This is a genomic window from Kitasatospora sp. NPDC088548, from assembly GCF_044753005.1.
Taxonomy (GTDB): domain Bacteria; phylum Actinomycetota; class Actinomycetes; order Streptomycetales; family Streptomycetaceae; genus Kitasatospora.
On sequence record NZ_JBIVMI010000014.1, the window covers coordinates 39,696 to 55,763 of the forward strand.

The window sequence follows — 16,068 nt, forward strand, 5'->3', positions numbered from 1 at the left end:
TCTCCGACGCCCCCGTACTCGTTCCGGGGGCGTCGGGGGCCGGCGCCGTTCGCGTCCCACGGTGCTCGCGCGCCCCCACACCACCGGATCTCACGGGAAGAAGGCCACTCCATGTTCGAGGCAGTCGAAGAGCTCCTCGCCGAGCACGCCGACCTCGAAACGAGGCTGGCCGACCCCTCGGTCCACGCCGACCAGGCGAACGCCCGCAAGCTGGCCAAGCGGTACGCCGAGCTGACCCCGATCACCCGCGTCTACCGCGCCTGGAAGCAGACCGGTGAGGACATCGAGGCCGCTCGCGAACTCGCCGCCGAGGAGCCGGAGTTCCTCGCCGAGGTGAAGGAATCCGAGGCCCGCCGCGAGGAGCTGACCGAGGAGCTGCGGCTGCTCCTCGTGCCGCGCGACCCGAACGACGACAAGGACGTCATCCTGGAGGTCAAGGCGGGTGAGGGCGGCGAGGAGTCCGCGCTGTTCGCCGGCGACCTGCTCCGGATGTACCTGCGCTTCGCCGAGCGGGTCGGCTGGAAGACCGAGATCATCGACTCCAACGAGTCCGACCTCGGCGGCTACAAGGACGTCTCGGTGGCCGTGAAGACCAAGGGCAGCACCGAGCCCGGCCACGGCGTCTGGGCCCGGCTGAAGTACGAGGGCGGTGTGCACCGCGTGCAGCGCGTCCCCGCCACCGAGTCCCAGGGCCGGATCCACACCTCCGCGGCGGGCGTGCTGGTCACCCCCGAGGCCGAGGAGGTCGAGGTCGAGATCGTCGCCAACGACCTGCGGATCGACGTCTACCGCTCGTCGGGCCCCGGCGGCCAGTCGGTCAACACCACCGACTCCGCCGTCCGGATCACCCACCTCCCGACCGGTATCGTGGCCTCCTGCCAGAACGAGAAGAGCCAGCTGCAGAACAAGGAGCAGGCCATGCGTATCCTGCGTTCGCGGCTGCTGGCCGCCGCGCAGGAGGAGGCCGAGCGCGAGGCCTCGGACGCGCGCCGCAGCCAGGTCCGCACGGTGGACCGCTCCGAGCGGATCCGGACGTACAACTACCCCGAGAACCGCATCTCGGACCACCGCACGGGCTTCAAGTCGTACAACCTGGACCAGGTCCTGGACGGCGACCTGAACGCGGTGATCCAGTCCTGCGTCGACGCGGACGCGGCGGCCAAGCTCGCCACGGCCCAACAGAACTGAGACCGGCAGCCAGGCCGGAGCGCAGAAACAAGAGGTCGTACGGATGAACCTGCTGCTCGCCGAGGTGGCCCAGGCCACCCAGCGGTTGGCCGCGGCCGGCGTACCGTCGCCGCGCTTCGACGCGGAGGAACTCGCCGCACACGTCCACAACGTGAAGCGCAGCCAGCTGCACACGGTCAAGGACGCCGACTTCGACGCCCGCTACTGGGAGGCCGTCTCCCGCCGGGAGGCGCGCGAGCCGCTGCAGCACATCACCGGCCGGGCGTTCTTCCGCTATCTGGAGCTGGAGGTCGGCCCCGGGGTCTTCGTGCCCCGCCCGGAGACCGAGTCGGTCGTCGAGTGGGCCATAGACGCCGTCCGGGACATGGACGTCGCCGAGCCGCTGGTGGTCGACCTCTGCTCCGGCTCCGGCGCCATCGCCCTCGCCCTCGCCCAGGAGCTGCCGCGCTCCACCGTGCACGCCTTCGAACTGGACGAGGGCGCGCTGCGGTACACCCGGCGCAACATCGAGGCCAGCTCCGACCGGGCCCGCGTCACCCTGCACGCCGGTGACGCCACCCGGGCCTTCGAGGACGACCGCTCCTGGGACGGCCGCTTCGACCTGGTGATCTCCAACCCGCCGTACATCCCCCTCACCGAGTGGGAGTACGTCGCGCCGGAGGCCCGCGACCACGACCCGCAGATGTCGCTGTTCTCCGGCGAGGACGGGCTGGACACCATCCGCGGCATCGAGCGGGTCGCCGCCCGGCTGCTGCGCCCGGGTGGGGCCGTGGTGATCGAGCACGCCGACACCCAGGGCGGCCAGGTGCCGTGGATCTTCAACGAGGAGGGCGGCTGGACGGACGCAGCCGACCACCGCGACCTCAACAACCGCCCGCGCTTCACCACGGCGCGCAAGGCATCGCTGTAATGAGCAATCTCGGAAGGGGACCGCACCGATGAGCCGCCGCTACGACTGTGCCGACACCGGGGACCGCGCCACCGGCCTGCGCGAGGCCGCCTCGGCCATCCGCCGCGGCGAACTCGTCGTGCTGCCCACCGACACCCTCTACGGGGTCGGCGCCGACGCCTTCTCGCCGGAGGCCGTCGCCGCCCTGCTGGCCGCCAAGGGCCGGGGCCGCAACATGCCCTCGCCCGTGCTGGTCGGCTCGCCGACCACCCTGCACGGCCTGGTCACCGACTTCTCCGAACAGGCCTGGGAGCTGGTCGACGCCTTCTGGCCGGGCGGGCTCACCCTGGTCGCCCGGCACCAGCCCTCGCTGCGCTGGGACCTCGGCGAGACCCGGGGCACCGTCGCCGTCCGGATGCCGCTGCACCCGGTCGCGATCGAGCTGCTGAACACCACCGGCCCGCTCGCCGTCTCCAGCGCCAACAGGACCGGCGGACCGTCCCCGAGCACCTGCGACGAGGCCCAGCAGCAGCTCGGCGACGCCATCTCCGTCTACCTGGACGGCGGCCGGGCCGACCACGCCACCGCCTCCTCGATCGTCGACGTCACGGGCAAGGTCCCGGTCCTGCTGCGGGCCGGCGCGATCAGCGCCGAGCAGCTGAGGGAGGTCGTCCCCGACCTGGAGGCCGGCAGTTGACGGCCGCCTCCCTCCATGCCGGGCCCGGCATATCGCCGTACCTGAGCGTGGGCCCGCGGCCGCTGGACCACTTCCGGATCCTGTTCGTCTGTACCGGCAACATCTGCCGCTCGCCGATCGCCGAGCGGCTCACCCGGCGTGAGCTGGACACCCGGCTCAGCCCCCGGGTGGCCGGGCGCATCCTGGTGGAGAGCGCCGGCACCTGGGGCCACGAGGGCGCGCCGATGGAGGAGCACGCCGCCACGGTGCTGGACGAGTACGGCGCCGACAGCGGCGGCTTCGCCGGCCGCGAGCTGCTGGACGAGCACGTGGTCGAGGCCGACCTGGTGCTCACCGCGACCCTCGACCACCGCGCCCAGGTGATCTCGATGGGCCACGAGGCGGGCCTGCGCACCTTCACCCTGAAGGAGTTCACCCGCCTGGTGCGGACGATCGACCCGGGCACCCTGCCCGACCCGCGTCGCGGCGCCGACGTCACCGAGCGTGCCCGCGCGCTGGTCCGGGCCGCCGCCGCGCTGCGCGGCTGGCTGCTCGCCGCCAGCCCGGAGTCGGACGAGGTGCACGACCCGTACGGCGCGCCGATCGGGATGTTCCGCAACTGCGGCGAGGAGATATTCCACGCGGTGGACCCGGTGGTCACCGCGCTCACCGGAGTGCCCGCGCGGGTGTGAAACAGGGGCCGGGGCTGTACCTCTGTGCCTCACCGGTGCTCTGGCCCCGGCGCCCCTCCCGGCGTCCGGCCGGGTGCACCGGCCTCGCGTCGGCAGGACGGCCGGGAGGCCCGGTCATACGCTGGAGAGACCCCCTGCCTCCGGTCGGGAGGCACGCCACGGACCCTGCCCGGGAGCCCCGCCATGACCGTCACCGATGCCGCGACCGGCTCCACCGAGACGACGGGGCGCCGTTGGGCGTCCGAGGCGCTGCACCGGGCCGATCCGCAGCTGGCCGACCTGCTCGCCGCCGAGGCCGAGCGGCGGGCCGAGACGATCCAGCTGCTGGCGGGGGAGAACCTCACCAGCGCGGCGGTACTGGCGGCGCTCTCCGGCCCGCTGATCGACAAGTACGCCGAGGGCTACCCGGGCCGGCGCCACCACACCGGCTGCGCGCTCGCGGACGCCGCCGAGCTGCTGGCGATCGACCGGGCCCGCGAGCTGTTCTCCGCCCCGCACGCCAACGTCCAGCCCCGCTCGGTCACTTCGGCGATGCTGGCGGCCTACGCGGCGCTGCTGCGGCCGGGCGACGTGGTGCTGGCGATGTCGCTGGAGCACGGCGGTCACCTCAGCTGCGGATCGCGGGCCAACTTCTCCGGCCGCTGGTTCGAGTTCATCGGTTACGGGGTCCGCCGGGACGACGGCCTGATCGACCTCGACCAGGTCCGCGAACTCGCCCGGCTCCACCGCCCCAAGGCGATCGTGGCCGGATCCATCTCCTACCCCCGGCACCCCGACTGGGCCGCCTTCCGGGAGATCGCCGACGAGGTCGACGCCTATCTGATCGCCTCCGTCGCACAGACCACCGGCCTGGTCGCGGCCGGTGCGGCGCCCTCCCCGGTGCCGTACGTGGACGTCACCGTCGCCGCCACCCACAAGCTCCTCCGCGGTCCGCGCGGCGGCCTGCTGCTCTGTATCGCCGAGCTGGCCGAGCGGATCGACCGGGCGGTGTTCCCGTTCAGCCAGGGCGGCGCCGCGATGAACGAGGTGGCCGGCAAGGCCGTCGCCCTGGCCGAGGCGGGCACCCCCGGCTACCGCGCGTACGCCCTGCGCACGGTGGCCAGCGCCCGGGTGCTGGCGGACGGGCTCGCGGCGGCCGGTGCGCGCCCGCTGACCGGCGGCACCGACACCCATCTGGTCACCGCCGACGTCGGCCCGCTGGGCGTCAGCGGAGCCGAGGCCGAGCGCCGCTGCGCCGCGGCCGGACTGATGCTCGGCAAGAGCGCACTGCCGTACGACCCGGCGCCACCCGCCGAGGCGTCCGGGATCAGGCTCGGCACCGGCACCGTGACCTCGCAGGGCATGGGCGAGACCGAGCTCGCGGAGATCGCCGGACTGATCGGCCGTCTGCTCACGGAGGGCGCGGACGCCCGGACCGGCGCCCGGGTCCGGGAGCTCGCGCAGGCCTTCGCCGACCGCCGGTGAGAGCGACCGGAGCACAGACATCCGACTTACCTACCCGCCAGGGCGAACCGCGATGCACACCCCACGCGTCCGACTCAATAAGGTGTGTGCCGTGGCGACCCACCTCGAACCCCGGACAGGCACGGGGGTACTTTCGGTACCCACCCGTTGGACAGTGACGCAGGAGGCCAGTGGTGCGTGAGTATCTGCTGGTGCTGTTCTGCACCGCGGCCGTCACCTACCTGCTGACCGGCCCGGTACGGAAGTTCGCGATCGCGGCCGGCGCGATGCCGCCGGTCCGCGCCCGTGACGTGCACCGCGAGCCCACGCCGCGACTCGGCGGCATCGCCATGTTCGGCGGCCTCTGCGCGGGCATCCTGGTGGCCTCCCAGCTGGACAACCTGAGCAAGATCTTCTCCGAGGGCACCGACATCCGGGCGCTGCTCTCCGGTGCCGGGATCATGTGGCTGCTCGGCGTGCTCGACGACAAATGGGGCGTGGACGCGCTGGTGAAGCTCGGCGGCCAGATGATCGCCGCCGGTGTGATGGTCTGGCAGGGCGTCACCGTGATCACGATCCCGGTGCCCGGCTTCGGCGCGGTCGCGGTCAGTCCCACCCAGGGCATGGTCATCTCGGTCACCATGGTCGTCGTCATGGTCAACGCGGTGAACTTCATCGACGGTCTGGACGGCCTGGCCGGCGGCATGGTCTGCATCGCCGCGATGGCCTTCTTCCTCTACTCGTACCGGCTCTGGTACGGCTACTCGATCAACGACGCGGCCCCCGCCGTGCTGTTCAGCGTGCTGCTGATCGGCATGTGCCTCGGTTTCCTGGCGCACAACCTGCACCCGGCCCGGATCTTCATGGGCGACTCCGGCTCGATGATGCTGGGCCTGATGCTCGCCGTCGCCGCGATCTCCATCACCGGCCGGGTCGACCCCGACCTGATCACCAGCGAGACCGGATCGCTGACCGCCACCGTGCACGCCCTGGTGCCGATCTACATCCCGCTGCTGCTGCCGCTGACGGTCATCGCGCTGCCGCTGGCCGACCTGCTGCTCGCCGTGGTCCGCCGCACCTGGGCCGGCCAGTCGCCGTTCGCCGCCGACAAGCGGCACCTGCACCACCGGTTGCTCCAGGTCGGCCACTCGCACAGCCGGGCCGTGCTGATCATGTACTTCTGGGCGGCGCTGATCGCCTTCGGCACCGTCGCCTTCTCGGTCACCAACACCGGCCGCACGGTGGTGCTGACCCTGGCCGGGCTCTGCCTGGTCGGCCTGGTGGTGCTGCTGACCCCGCAGTTCCGCCCGCGCGCCCCGCGGGCCGTGCAGGCCTTCGTCCCGCCGCGTTACCGCCGCCGCAAGCCGGCGCGGGCCGTCGCGGACACCGCCCCGGCCGCCGGGACCGCCGCCGGGGCCACCGCCACGGGCAGCGGCGCCACAGGCAGCGGCGTCACGGAGAGTGGCGGTACGGAGAGCGCTGCCACCGGCGGCAGCGGCGAGGGCCCGACCCCGCCGACCTCCGCGCCGATGGCCGAGCTGTCCGCGAAGGACAAGGAACTGCTCGGCGGTCTGGACGGCGGCTCGTCCGCGGTCGGCGGTCGCGGACGCGGTACCGGCCGTGGCTAGCGGGCGAGTTGACGAGACGTCACGCCGCTTCACCCGGATGGCTGCATCGTTGGGCCATCAGTGTGACAGGTGCCACATATTCATGGTAAAGCTCTCATCAAATAGTTTGTGATACCGTTCACGAGTACCGAGAACACGCCGAAAGACCTGACAGGTGGAGGACTTCCGTCCCTGGTCGGTCTCCCTCGACGGGCTCGCCGCCAAGCGGCCGGCCTGCGGCGGCCTTTCGGTCCGGTGTCACCCACCACGTTCTGTGCCCGTCCCCCCGCCACCCGACATGCCGCCGGAGTTGCCGACATGCCGTCCAACGACGCCCGGATCCTCCGAGGCGCCGCGATCCCCACTGCGGTCGCCGGAATCATCGCGATGGTGATCTCCTTTGCCGTCGCGGGTAGCAAGGGGCTGCTCGGCGCTCTCTTCGGAACGCTGCTGGTGATGGCCTTCTTCAGCTTCGGCCAGGTCGCACTCGACCGGCTGACCAGGTCGAACCCGCAGATCATGATGGCCGCGGCGCTCCTGGTCTACACCACTCAGATCCTGCTGGTCGGTATCGTCCTCGCGGTCTTCAAGGACACCGAACTCTTCAACCGGCAGGCCTTCGCCTTCACGCTGCTGGGCTGCGCCCTGATCTGGACGGGCTTCCAGGTGCGCGGCGCACTCAAGGCCAAGACCTTCTACGTCGACCCCGACGCCTCCGAAAACAAGGGCGACAAGCCTTCCGACTCGGGGCGTCAACAGTGACGAGGCCAGACTGTCCCCCCAACGAGGGGGGCGGTGTTTATGCCGTCCTGACGGGCTGCTATCGTCCGTCGCAGCAACGGAGTACGGGAAGAGGCCTGGTCTGTCCGCCTGACGGACGGATCGCCCCCCGGATCCGCGCCGTCTTCGATGATCCCGCTGTGGTGCAGCGCACTGCCGCGCGGGGTCTGCGAGAAACCCATCAAGTTCCAGTGCCGCTACGTGGTCGCAGGCCACGCCGACACACCGAGGTTGCCGTAACCATGCGTCACGACGAAGGAGTCCGTGGTGAGTGCTGAACTCACGTCCCTCGCCTCAGGCAGTTGCCACTTCGGGGACGCTGGCTGTGGCTTCCCGGCCCCGGGTCTGAACGAGTTCCAGTTCCAGCCGATCTTCTCGATCGGCAGCGTCGAGTTCAACAAGCCGATGCTGCTCTCGATCGTCGTCGCGCTGCTGGTGGTCGTCTTCTTCTGGGCCGCCTTCGCCAAGCCGCGGCTGGTCCCCGGGAAGCTGCAGCTGGTCGGTGAGATCGGCTACGACTTCGTCAAGCGCTCCATCGTGCTGGAGACGATCGGCAAAAAGGGCGAGAAGTACGTCCCGATGCTGGTCTCGATGTTCTTCTTCATCTGGTTGATGAACATCATGTCGATCATCCCGTTCGCCCAGTTCCCGGTGACGGCGGCGATCGCGTTCCCGGCCGGCCTCGCGGCCGTCGTGTGGATCACCTACATGACGCTGACCTTCAAGAAGCACGGCTTCGTCGGCGGTCTGAAGAACCTCTGCTGGCCCTCGGGCATCCCCGGCTGGGTCATGTTCATCCTGGTGCCGATCGAGTTCTTCTCGAACATCTTCGTGCGGCCCTTCACGCTCGCGGTCCGAGCCTTCGCGAACATGTTCGCCGGCCACCTGCTGATCGTGATGTTCTCCATCGCCTCCTGGTACCTGCTCAGCCCGACCCTGGGCGCGCTGTACGGCTCGGCCTCGTTCATCGTCGCCGTCGGCCTCACCGCCTTCGAGCTGCTGGTCCAGTTCCTGCAGGCCTACATCTTCGTGATGCTGGCCAGCAGCTACATCGCCGGTGCCCTCGAAGAGGCGCACTGAGCCAGGGGGCCACGGCCCCTCCCCGAACCAAACCTCCCGGACCGCCCGGTGGCCAATCACCACCGGTTCACCACCCTGCAAAGGACAACTGCAATGAGCTTCCTCGCTGAGGGCACTGTCTACGGTTCCGTCGCCTCCCTGGGCTACGGCCTCGCCGCCATCGGCCCCGGCATCGGCGTCGGTCTCATCTTCGGTAACGGTGTCCAGGCCATGGCCCGTCAGCCCGAGGCCGCGGGTCTGATCCGCTCCAACATGTTCATCGGCTTCGCGCTGACCGAGGCGCTCGCCCTCATCGGCATCGTCATGCCGTTCGTCTTCGGCAACAAGTAATCCCGCCGTAGACCCATTCGAGGAAGGTCCAGATATGAGCGTCGTGGCCCAGCTTGCGGCCGAGGAGAAGATGAATCCTCTCCTCCCCGCGTGGCCCGAGATCATCATCGGCCTGCTCTGCTTCTTCATCGTCTTCGGTCTGCTCGGCAAGAAGCTCCTCCCCAGCATCGAGAAGGTGCTGTCGGAGCGCCGGGACGCCATCGAGGGCGGCATGGAGCGAGCCGAGGCCGCTCAGGCCGAGGCTCAGGCCCTGCTTGAGCAGTACCGCGCCGAGCTCGCCGAGGCGCGTCACGAGGCTGCTCGCATCGTCGAGCAGGCTCGCGAGCAGGGCGCCGCCCAGCTCGTCGAGATGCGCGAGGAGGGCCAGCGCCAGCGCGAGGCCATCGTCGCGGCCGGCCACGCCCAGATCGAGGCCGACAAGAAGCAGGCGACTGCCGCCCTGCGCCAGGACGTGGGTTCGCTGGCCTCCCAGCTGGCCTCCCGCATCGTGGGTGAGTCCCTTGAGGACCACGCCCGGCAGAGCGGCGTGATCGACCGCTTCCTGGACGAGCTGGAGGCCAAGGCCGCCGTTGCTCAGGGTGCGGCCAAGTGATCGGCGCAAGCCGCGAGGCCCTCGCCGCCGGGCGGCAGAACCTCGAAGGCCTGACCGACTCCACCTCGGTGGACGCGGTCAAGCTGGCCGAGGAGCTCACCGCCGTCACGGTCCTCCTGGACCGTGAGGTGTCGCTCCGCCGCGTGCTGACGGACCCCTCCCGGTCCGGCCAGGACAAGGCCCAGCTGCTCTCCTCGCTGCTGTCCGGGCAGGTCTCCGGTGAGACCGTCGACCTGGTCTCCGGCCTGGTTCGCAGCCGCTGGTCCGGCTCGCGCGACCTGGTCGACGCCACCGAGCAGCTGGCCGCGTACGCCGAGGTCATCGCCGCCGAGAAGGCCGGTGTCCTGGACGACGTCGAGGACGAGCTGTTCCGGTTCGGCCGGGTGGCGACGGGCACGCACGAGCTGCGTTCCGCGCTGACCGAGCCCAAGGCCGGCACCGTCGCCAAGGCGGCCCTGGTCAAGAAGCTGCTCGGCGGCCGCGCCAACGCGGGCACCGTCCGACTGGTCACGGCCCTGGTCACCAACCCGCGTGGCCGTAGCCTGGAGCAGGGCCTGGAGTCCTACTCGAAGCTCGCCGCCTCGCGGCGCGGGCGCGTGGTGGCCCTGGTCACCACCGCGGTGCCGCTGTCGGACGGCCAGAAGGAGCGCCTCACCGGTGCTCTGGGCCGGCTGTACGGCCGCCAGGTCCACCTGAACATCGATGTCGACCCCGAGGTCGTCGGCGGTGTCCGGGTGCAGATCGGCGACGAGATCATCGACGGCACCGTGTCGAGCCGCCTCGAAGGCGCTCGCCAGTCGCTCGAAGGCTGAGCACCGAAGCACATCCGACCCTCGGTCGGGAACCGGCTCCCCCCGGAGCCGGCAAATCGTACGGCCGGTTCGAGAGACCCGGCCGAGAGTCGAATACTTGCGGCCCTCAATGGCGGGCCGAGGATCGCAAACTAGGAGAGCAGGGAAGCCTGATGGCGGAGCTTACGATCCGTCCGGAGGAGATCCGGGACGCGCTGGCCGACTTTGTCCAGTCGTACCAGCCGGACGCCGCCTCGCGTGAAGAGGTCGGCACGGTCACTGACGCGGCGGACGGTATCGCGCATGTCGAGGGTCTGCCCTCGGTCATGGCGAACGAGCTGCTGAAGTTCGAGGACGGCACGCTCGGCCTCGCGCTGAACCTCGACACCCGCGAGATCGGTGTCGTCATCCTCGGTGAGTTCGGCGGCATCGAAGAGGGCCAGACGGTGCGCCGCACCGGCGAGGTCCTCTCCGTGCCGGTCGGCGAGGGCTACCTCGGCCGCGTCGTGGACCCGCTGGGCAACCCGATCGACGGCCTGGGCGACATCGCGTCCAGCGGCCGCCGCGCCCTGGAGCTGCAGGCTCCGGGCGTCATGGCCCGCAAGTCGGTCAAGGAGCCGCTGCAGACCGGCATCAAGGCCATCGACGCGATGACCCCGATCGGCCGCGGCCAGCGCCAGCTGATCATCGGTGACCGCCAGACCGGCAAGACCGCGGTGGCCGTCGACACGATCATCAACCAGCGTGACAACTGGCGCTCGGGCGACCCGAAGAAGCAGGTCCGCTGCATCTACGTCGCCGTGGGCCAGAAGGGCTCCACCATCGCGTCCGTCCGCGGCGCCCTGGAGGAGGCCGGCGCGCTGGAGTACACCACCATCGTGGCCGCTCCCGCCTCCGACCCGGCCGGCTTCAAGTACCTCGCTCCGTACACCGGCTCCGCCATCGGCCAGGAGTGGATGTACGACGGCAAGCACGTCCTGATCATCTTCGACGACCTGTCGAAGCAGGCCGAGGCCTACCGCTCCGTCTCCCTGCTGCTGCGCCGCCCGCCGGGCCGCGAGGCCTACCCGGGTGACGTCTTCTACCTGCACTCCCGTCTGCTGGAGCGCTGCGCCAAGCTGAACGACGCGCTCGGCGGCGGCTCGATGACCGGTCTGCCGATCATCGAGACCAAGGCCAACGACGTCTCGGCGTACATCCCGACCAACGTCATCTCCATCACCGACGGCCAGTGCTTCCTGGAGTCCGACCTGTTCAACGCCGGCATCCGCCCGGCCGTGAACGTCGGTATCTCGGTCTCCCGCGTCGGTGGCTCCGCCCAGATCAAGGCCATGCGTTCGGTCGCCGGCCGTCTGCGTCTGGACCTCGCCCAGTACCGTGAGCTGGAGGCGTTCGCCGCCTTCGGTTCCGACCTGGACGCGGCCTCCAAGGCCCAGCTGGAGCGCGGTGCGCGCATGGTCGAGCTGCTGAAGCAGGGCCAGTACCAGCCGTTCCCGGTCGAGGAGCAGGTCGCCTCCATCTGGGCCGGCACCACCGGCAAGCTGGACGACGTCCCGGTCGCGGACATCCGCCGCTTCGAGCGCGAGTTCCTGGACCACCTGCGTCTGCAGCACAAGGACCTGCTGGCCGGCATCGTCGAGACCGGTCTGCTGGCCGACGGCACCGTCGACGCGCTGACCGAGGCGATCGCCGCCTTCAAGCAGGGCTTCACCACCGCCGACGGCAAGCTGCTCGGCGAGCAGGCCTGAGTCCGGTAGCGAGGGAAAGGACGTAACGACCCATGGGAGCACAGCTTCGGGTCTACAAGCGCCGGATCCGCTCTGTCACCGCGACGAAGAAGATCACCAAGGCGATGGAGATGATCTCCGCGTCGCGCATCGTCAAGGCGCAGCGCGCGGTGGCCGCCTCCACTCCGTACGCCGATGAGCTCACCAGGGCGGTGACGGCGGTGGCCACCCGGTCCAACGCCAAGCACCCGCTCACCACCGAGAACCCGAACGCCTCGCGCGCCGCCGTCCTGCTGATCACGGCGGACCGCGGCCTGGCGGGCGGTTACTCGACCAACGCCATCAAGCAGGCCATCGCGCTCAGCGCGAAGCTTCGCGCCGAGGGCAAGGACGTGGTGACGTACATCGTCGGCCGCAAGGGCGTCTCGTACTACAACTTCCGCGATCTTGCGATCGCGGGCTCGTGGACGGGATTCTCCGACAAGCCGACCTACGGTGACGCGAAGGCCGTGGCGGTCGACCTGATCGAGGCCTTCACGGCCGAGACGGGCGGTGTCGACGAGCTCCACCTGGTCTCCACCAAGTTCGAGTCGATGCTGACCCAGACCGCGGTGGACGCCCGGCTGCTGCCGCTGAAGCTGGACGAGGTCCAGCTCAGCGACGACAAGCCGGCCAAGGCGGAGATCTTCCCGCTGTACGACTTCGAGCCGTCGGCGGAGGGCGTCCTCGACGCGCTGCTGCCGCGGTACGTCGAGAGCCGGATCTACAACGCGCTGCTGCAGTCGGCCGCCTCGGAGCACGCCGCTCGCCGGCGCGCGATGAAGAGCGCGACCGACAATGCCGGCGAGCTCATCAAGTCGCTCACGCGGCTTGCCAACTCGGCCCGTCAGGCCGAGATCACCCAGGAAATCAGCGAGATCGTCGGCGGTGCCAACGCCCTCGCCGACGCTAGCCGCGGGAGCGAATGAGAATGACCACCACTGTTGAGCCGACCACGGCGACGGGCCGCGTCGCGCGGGTCATCGGCCCGGTCGTCGACGTGGAGTTCCCCGTCGACGCGATTCCGGACATGTTCAACGCCCTGCACGTCGAGGTGGACAACCCCGACGGCACGGGCAAGAAGACCCTGACCCTCGAGGTCGCCCAGCACCTCGGCGACGGCGTGGTCCGCGGCATCTCGATGCAGCCGACCGACGGTCTCGTCCGTGGCGCGCAGGTCTCCGACACCGGTTCGGCGATCTCCGTCCCGGTCGGCCAGATCACCAAGGGCAAGGTCTTCAACGCCCTCGGTGAGGTGCTGAACGTCGACAAGGCCGAGTTCGAGTCGCAGGTGGAGGTCCGCTGGCCGATCCACCGCAAGGCCCCGGACTTCAAGGACCTCGAGTCCAAGACCGAGATGTTCGAGACCGGCATCAAGGTCATCGACCTGCTCACCCCGTACGTGACCGGTGGCAAGATCGGTCTGTTCGGTGGTGCCGGTGTCGGTAAGACCGTTCTGATCCAGGAGATGATCTACCGCGTCGCCGAGAACTTCGGTGGTGTGTCGGTCTTCGCCGGTGTCGGTGAGCGTACCCGTGAGGGCAACGACCTGATCGACGAGATGGTCGACTCGGGCGTTCTGGACAAGACCGCGCTGGTCTTCGGCCAGATGGACGAGCCGCCGGGCACCCGTCTGCGCGTCGCGCTCTCCGCGCTGACCATGGCGGAGTACTTCCGTGACGTGGAGCAGCAGGACGTTCTGCTCTTCATCGACAACATCTTCCGGTTCACCCAGGCCGGTTCCGAGGTGTCGACCCTGCTCGGCCGTATGCCCTCCGCGGTGGGTTACCAGCCGAACCTGGCCGACGAGATGGGCCTCCTGCAGGAGCGCATCACCTCGACCCGCGGTCACTCGATCACCTCGATGCAGGCGATCTACGTCCCCGCGGACGACCTGACCGACCCGGCGCCGGCCACCACCTTCGCCCACCTCGACGCGACGACGGTTCTCTCCCGTCCGATCTCCGAGAAGGGCATCTACCCGGCCGTCGACCCGCTGGACTCCACGTCCCGCATCCTGGACCCGCGCTACATCGCGCAGACCCACTACGACACGGCCATCCGCGTCAAGGGGATCCTGCAGAAGTACAAGGACCTCCAGGACATCATCGCGATCCTCGGCATCGACGAGCTGAGCGAGGACGACAAGGTCATCGTCCACCGTGCCCGTCGCATCGAGCGCTTCCTCTCGCAGAACACCTACGTGGCGAAGCAGTTCACCGGCGTCGACGGCTCGACCGTGCCGCTGTCGGAGACCATCGAGGCCTTCAACGCGATCGCGGACGGCAAGTACGACTCGATCCCCGAGCAGGCCTTCTTCATGTGCGGTGGCATCGAGGACCTCGAGAAGAACGCCGCCGAGCTCGCGAAGAAGTAGTCGCGGCCGGTAGCAGCTGAGTGACCGTGAGGGGTGGGCCCCAGCCCTGGGACCCACCCCTCACGTCGCATCGGCTGTGATTCCGGTCAAATCCGGGCCGCCGGTTTCATGCCGGAGGCGCGGGCCCGTTATTCTTACCGAAACTCCCGAGTAATCGGGCGTTGCATGAGCCTAGGAGCCCACGTTGGCTGAGCTGCACGTCGAGCTGGTCGCAGCCGACCGCAAGGTGTGGTCCGGTGCGGCCACCATCGTTGTCGCCCGTACGGCCTCCGGTGACACCGGCATCATGCCGGGTCACACCCCGGTGCTGAGCGTGCTGGAGACCGGCCCGGTCACCATCCGCACGGTGGACGGCGGCACCGTGATCGCCGCGGTGCACGGAGGGTTCATCTCCTTCGCCGACAACAAGCTGTCTCTGCTCGCGGAGATCGCCGAGCTGGCGGACGAGATCGATGTCGCGCGGGCCGAGCGCGCGCTGGAGCAGGCACAGTCCTCCCTGGACGAGCACGCCGAGCGGCGCGCGGAGGTCCGCCTGTTCGCGGCGCGCGGCCTCAAGGCCCACGCCTGAGTCGCACCAGACCCCTCGGTTGAGGGGTCGACCGACGGTCCCGGGGACGCGCGAGCGTGACCCCGGGACTGTCGTCTCAGTTGGTAGGTCAACGCGGTCGCTTGATAGGACCGACATACGGGGAACGCGGGTAGCGAGGAGGTAGGTGAGCATGGTCCTCGCCCTTGTGGTGTGTGCGGCGGTCGTGGCCCTGGGCGTGATCGGCCTCGTGGCATTCGCGGTACGACGCCGGGTGATCCAGCGGGTCGGCGGCACGTTCGACTGCAGTTACCGGCTCAAAATGCCCGCCGACGCCTCGACGCAGCCCGACCTCGACGAGAACGGCAAACCCACCTCGGCCCCGGTCCCACAGACCGATGGCAAGGGGTGGGTTTTTGGTATCGGCCGGTACAGCGGTGACTCGATCGAGTGGTTCCGGGTCTTCTCGTACGCCCCGCGCCCGCGCCGGGTACTGCCCCGCCGGGAGATCGAGGTGCTCGGCCGGCGCTACCCCGAGGGGCAGGAGGAGCTGGCCCTGCTCTCCGGCTCGGTCGTGCTCCGCTGCCTGCACAACGGCGCCCCGCTGGAGCTGGCGATGAGCGACGACGCCCTGACCGGCTTCCTGGCCTGGCTCGAGGCGGCCCCGCCCGGGCAGAGAGTCAACGTCGCGTAGCGACGAGACTCCCCGAGGGAAGGGTTAACGCCGCCTAACCTCACGGCTAGGCTGGGCCGCATGGTCAATCTGACGCGTATCTACACCCGTACCGGCGACGACGGCACCACCGCGCTGGGTGACATGAGCCGGACCACCAAGACCGATCCGCGCCTGGTCGCGTACGCCGACGCCAACGAGGCGAACGCGGCGATCGGGGTGGCGGTGGCCGCCGGCGCGCTGCCCGAGGACGTGGTGGCGGTGCTCGTCCGGGTGCAGAACGACCTGTTCGACGTGGGGGCGGACCTCTCCACCCCGGTCGTCGAGGACCCGAAGTACCCGCCGCTGCGGGTCCTGCAGTCGTACATCGACCGGCTGGAGACCGACTGCGACCACTATCTGGAGTCGCTGGAGAAGCTGCGCAGCTTCATCCTGCCCGGGGGCACCGCCGGAGCGGCCTATCTGCACCTGGCCTGCACGGTGGTGCGGCGGGCCGAGCGGTCCACCTGGGCGGCGATCGAGGCGCACGGCGACACCGTCAACCCGCTGACCGCCAAGTACCTCAACCGGCTCTCCGACCTGCTGTTCATCCTCGCCCGCTCGGCCAACAAGGAGCGCGGCGACGTGCTCTGGGTGCCCGGCGAGAACCGCTGAGCCG

The 16,068-nt window shown here is 69.8% G+C and carries 17 protein-coding genes; all 17 read left to right on the forward strand.

The features are described 5' to 3' along the window. Positions 1-111 precede the first annotated feature (111 nt). A complete protein-coding gene (gene prfA, locus ACIP82_RS19280; RefSeq protein WP_400654605.1) occupies positions 112-1,188 on the forward strand; it encodes a peptide chain release factor 1 in 1,077 nt (358 codons plus the stop codon). Positions 1,189-1,231: 43 nt separating this feature from the next. Beyond that, a complete protein-coding gene (gene prmC / locus ACIP82_RS19285) occupies positions 1,232-2,098 on the forward strand; it encodes a peptide chain release factor N(5)-glutamine methyltransferase (protein WP_363604793.1) in 867 nt (288 codons plus the stop codon). Positions 2,099-2,126: 28 nt separating this feature from the next. After that, positions 2,127-2,774, forward strand: coding sequence for an L-threonylcarbamoyladenylate synthase (locus tag ACIP82_RS19290; protein ID WP_363604794.1), 648 nt, complete (start codon positions 2,127-2,129; stop codon positions 2,772-2,774). A 29-nt stretch (positions 2,775-2,803) separates the two neighbouring features. Beyond that, complete coding sequence (locus ACIP82_RS19295) at positions 2,804-3,445, forward strand: protein-tyrosine-phosphatase (RefSeq protein WP_363604907.1); 642 nt, start codon at positions 2,804-2,806, stop codon at positions 3,443-3,445. Between the two features lie 183 nt (positions 3,446-3,628). After that, on the forward strand, positions 3,629-4,909 hold the full coding sequence (glyA, locus tag ACIP82_RS19300) for a serine hydroxymethyltransferase (protein ID WP_400654609.1): 1,281 nt from the start codon (positions 3,629-3,631) through the stop codon (positions 4,907-4,909). 173 nt (positions 4,910-5,082) lie between these two features. Then, entirely contained in the window at positions 5,083-6,516 is a 1,434-nt protein-coding gene (locus ACIP82_RS19305) for an MraY family glycosyltransferase (protein WP_400654612.1), read from the forward strand. Between the two features lie 297 nt (positions 6,517-6,813). Next, positions 6,814-7,257, forward strand: a complete 444-nt coding sequence (locus ACIP82_RS19310) for a hypothetical protein (protein WP_363604799.1) — start codon at positions 6,814-6,816, stop codon at positions 7,255-7,257. A gap of 285 nt (positions 7,258-7,542) precedes the next feature. Beyond that, positions 7,543-8,355: a F0F1 ATP synthase subunit A gene (atpB, locus tag ACIP82_RS19315; protein WP_363604801.1), complete on the forward strand. Its 813-nt coding sequence runs from the start codon at positions 7,543-7,545 to the stop codon at positions 8,353-8,355. 93 nt (positions 8,356-8,448) lie between these two features. Then, the gene (atpE, locus tag ACIP82_RS19320) at positions 8,449-8,685 is read left to right on the forward strand and encodes an ATP synthase F0 subunit C (RefSeq protein ID WP_363604803.1); all 237 of its coding nucleotides are present in this window, start codon (positions 8,449-8,451) and stop codon (positions 8,683-8,685) included. 34 nt (positions 8,686-8,719) lie between these two features. Beyond that, entirely contained in the window at positions 8,720-9,277 is a 558-nt protein-coding gene (locus tag ACIP82_RS19325) for a F0F1 ATP synthase subunit B (RefSeq protein ID WP_363604805.1), read from the forward strand. Beyond that, positions 9,274-10,089 carry a F0F1 ATP synthase subunit delta gene (locus ACIP82_RS19330; protein WP_363604807.1) on the forward strand — a complete coding sequence of 272 codons (816 nt, stop codon included), beginning with the start codon at positions 9,274-9,276 and terminating at the stop codon, positions 10,087-10,089. The genes ACIP82_RS19325 and ACIP82_RS19330 overlap by 4 nt, the downstream gene beginning before the upstream one ends. Before the next feature lie 152 nt (positions 10,090-10,241). Next, complete coding sequence (gene atpA, locus ACIP82_RS19335; RefSeq protein ID WP_363604809.1) at positions 10,242-11,816, forward strand: F0F1 ATP synthase subunit alpha; 1,575 nt, start codon at positions 10,242-10,244, stop codon at positions 11,814-11,816. A gap of 32 nt (positions 11,817-11,848) precedes the next feature. Continuing rightward, positions 11,849-12,763, forward strand: a complete 915-nt coding sequence (locus ACIP82_RS19340) for a F0F1 ATP synthase subunit gamma (protein WP_363604811.1) — start codon at positions 11,849-11,851, stop codon at positions 12,761-12,763. Between the two features lie 2 nt (positions 12,764-12,765). Next, positions 12,766-14,211: a F0F1 ATP synthase subunit beta gene (gene atpD / locus ACIP82_RS19345; RefSeq protein WP_363604812.1), complete on the forward strand. Its 1,446-nt coding sequence runs from the start codon at positions 12,766-12,768 to the stop codon at positions 14,209-14,211. Positions 14,212-14,395: 184 nt separating this feature from the next. Continuing rightward, entirely contained in the window at positions 14,396-14,779 is a 384-nt protein-coding gene (locus ACIP82_RS19350; RefSeq protein WP_363604814.1) for a F0F1 ATP synthase subunit epsilon, read from the forward strand. 151 nt (positions 14,780-14,930) lie between these two features. Next, a complete protein-coding gene (locus ACIP82_RS19355) occupies positions 14,931-15,431 on the forward strand; it encodes a DUF2550 domain-containing protein (protein WP_329489620.1) in 501 nt (166 codons plus the stop codon). Positions 15,432-15,491: 60 nt separating this feature from the next. Further along, positions 15,492-16,064 carry a cob(I)yrinic acid a,c-diamide adenosyltransferase gene (locus tag ACIP82_RS19360; protein WP_363604815.1) on the forward strand — a complete coding sequence of 191 codons (573 nt, stop codon included), beginning with the start codon at positions 15,492-15,494 and terminating at the stop codon, positions 16,062-16,064. The last annotated feature ends 4 nt before the right edge of the window (positions 16,065-16,068 follow it).

Excerpts from the sequence above, each read along its gene's own strand:
- prfA (WP_400654605.1), top strand. The coding sequence starts at position 112 with ATGTTCGAGGCAGTCGAAGAGCTCCTCGCCGAGCACGCCGACCTCGAA.
- prmC (WP_363604793.1), top strand. The coding sequence starts at position 1,232 with ATGAACCTGCTGCTCGCCGAGGTGGCCCAGGCCACCCAGCGGTTGGCC.
- ACIP82_RS19290 (WP_363604794.1), top strand. The coding sequence starts at position 2,127 with ATGAGCCGCCGCTACGACTGTGCCGACACCGGGGACCGCGCCACCGGC.
- glyA (WP_400654609.1), top strand. The coding sequence starts at position 3,629 with ATGACCGTCACCGATGCCGCGACCGGCTCCACCGAGACGACGGGGCGC.
- ACIP82_RS19310 (WP_363604799.1), top strand. The coding sequence starts at position 6,814 with ATGCCGTCCAACGACGCCCGGATCCTCCGAGGCGCCGCGATCCCCACT.
- atpE (WP_363604803.1), top strand. The coding sequence starts at position 8,449 with ATGAGCTTCCTCGCTGAGGGCACTGTCTACGGTTCCGTCGCCTCCCTG.
- ACIP82_RS19325 (WP_363604805.1), top strand. The coding sequence starts at position 8,720 with ATGAGCGTCGTGGCCCAGCTTGCGGCCGAGGAGAAGATGAATCCTCTC.
- atpA (WP_363604809.1), top strand. The coding sequence starts at position 10,242 with ATGGCGGAGCTTACGATCCGTCCGGAGGAGATCCGGGACGCGCTGGCC.
- ACIP82_RS19340 (WP_363604811.1), top strand. The coding sequence starts at position 11,849 with ATGGGAGCACAGCTTCGGGTCTACAAGCGCCGGATCCGCTCTGTCACC.
- atpD (WP_363604812.1), top strand. The coding sequence starts at position 12,766 with ATGACCACCACTGTTGAGCCGACCACGGCGACGGGCCGCGTCGCGCGG.
- ACIP82_RS19355 (WP_329489620.1), top strand. The coding sequence starts at position 14,931 with ATGGTCCTCGCCCTTGTGGTGTGTGCGGCGGTCGTGGCCCTGGGCGTG.
- ACIP82_RS19360 (WP_363604815.1), top strand. The coding sequence starts at position 15,492 with ATGGTCAATCTGACGCGTATCTACACCCGTACCGGCGACGACGGCACC.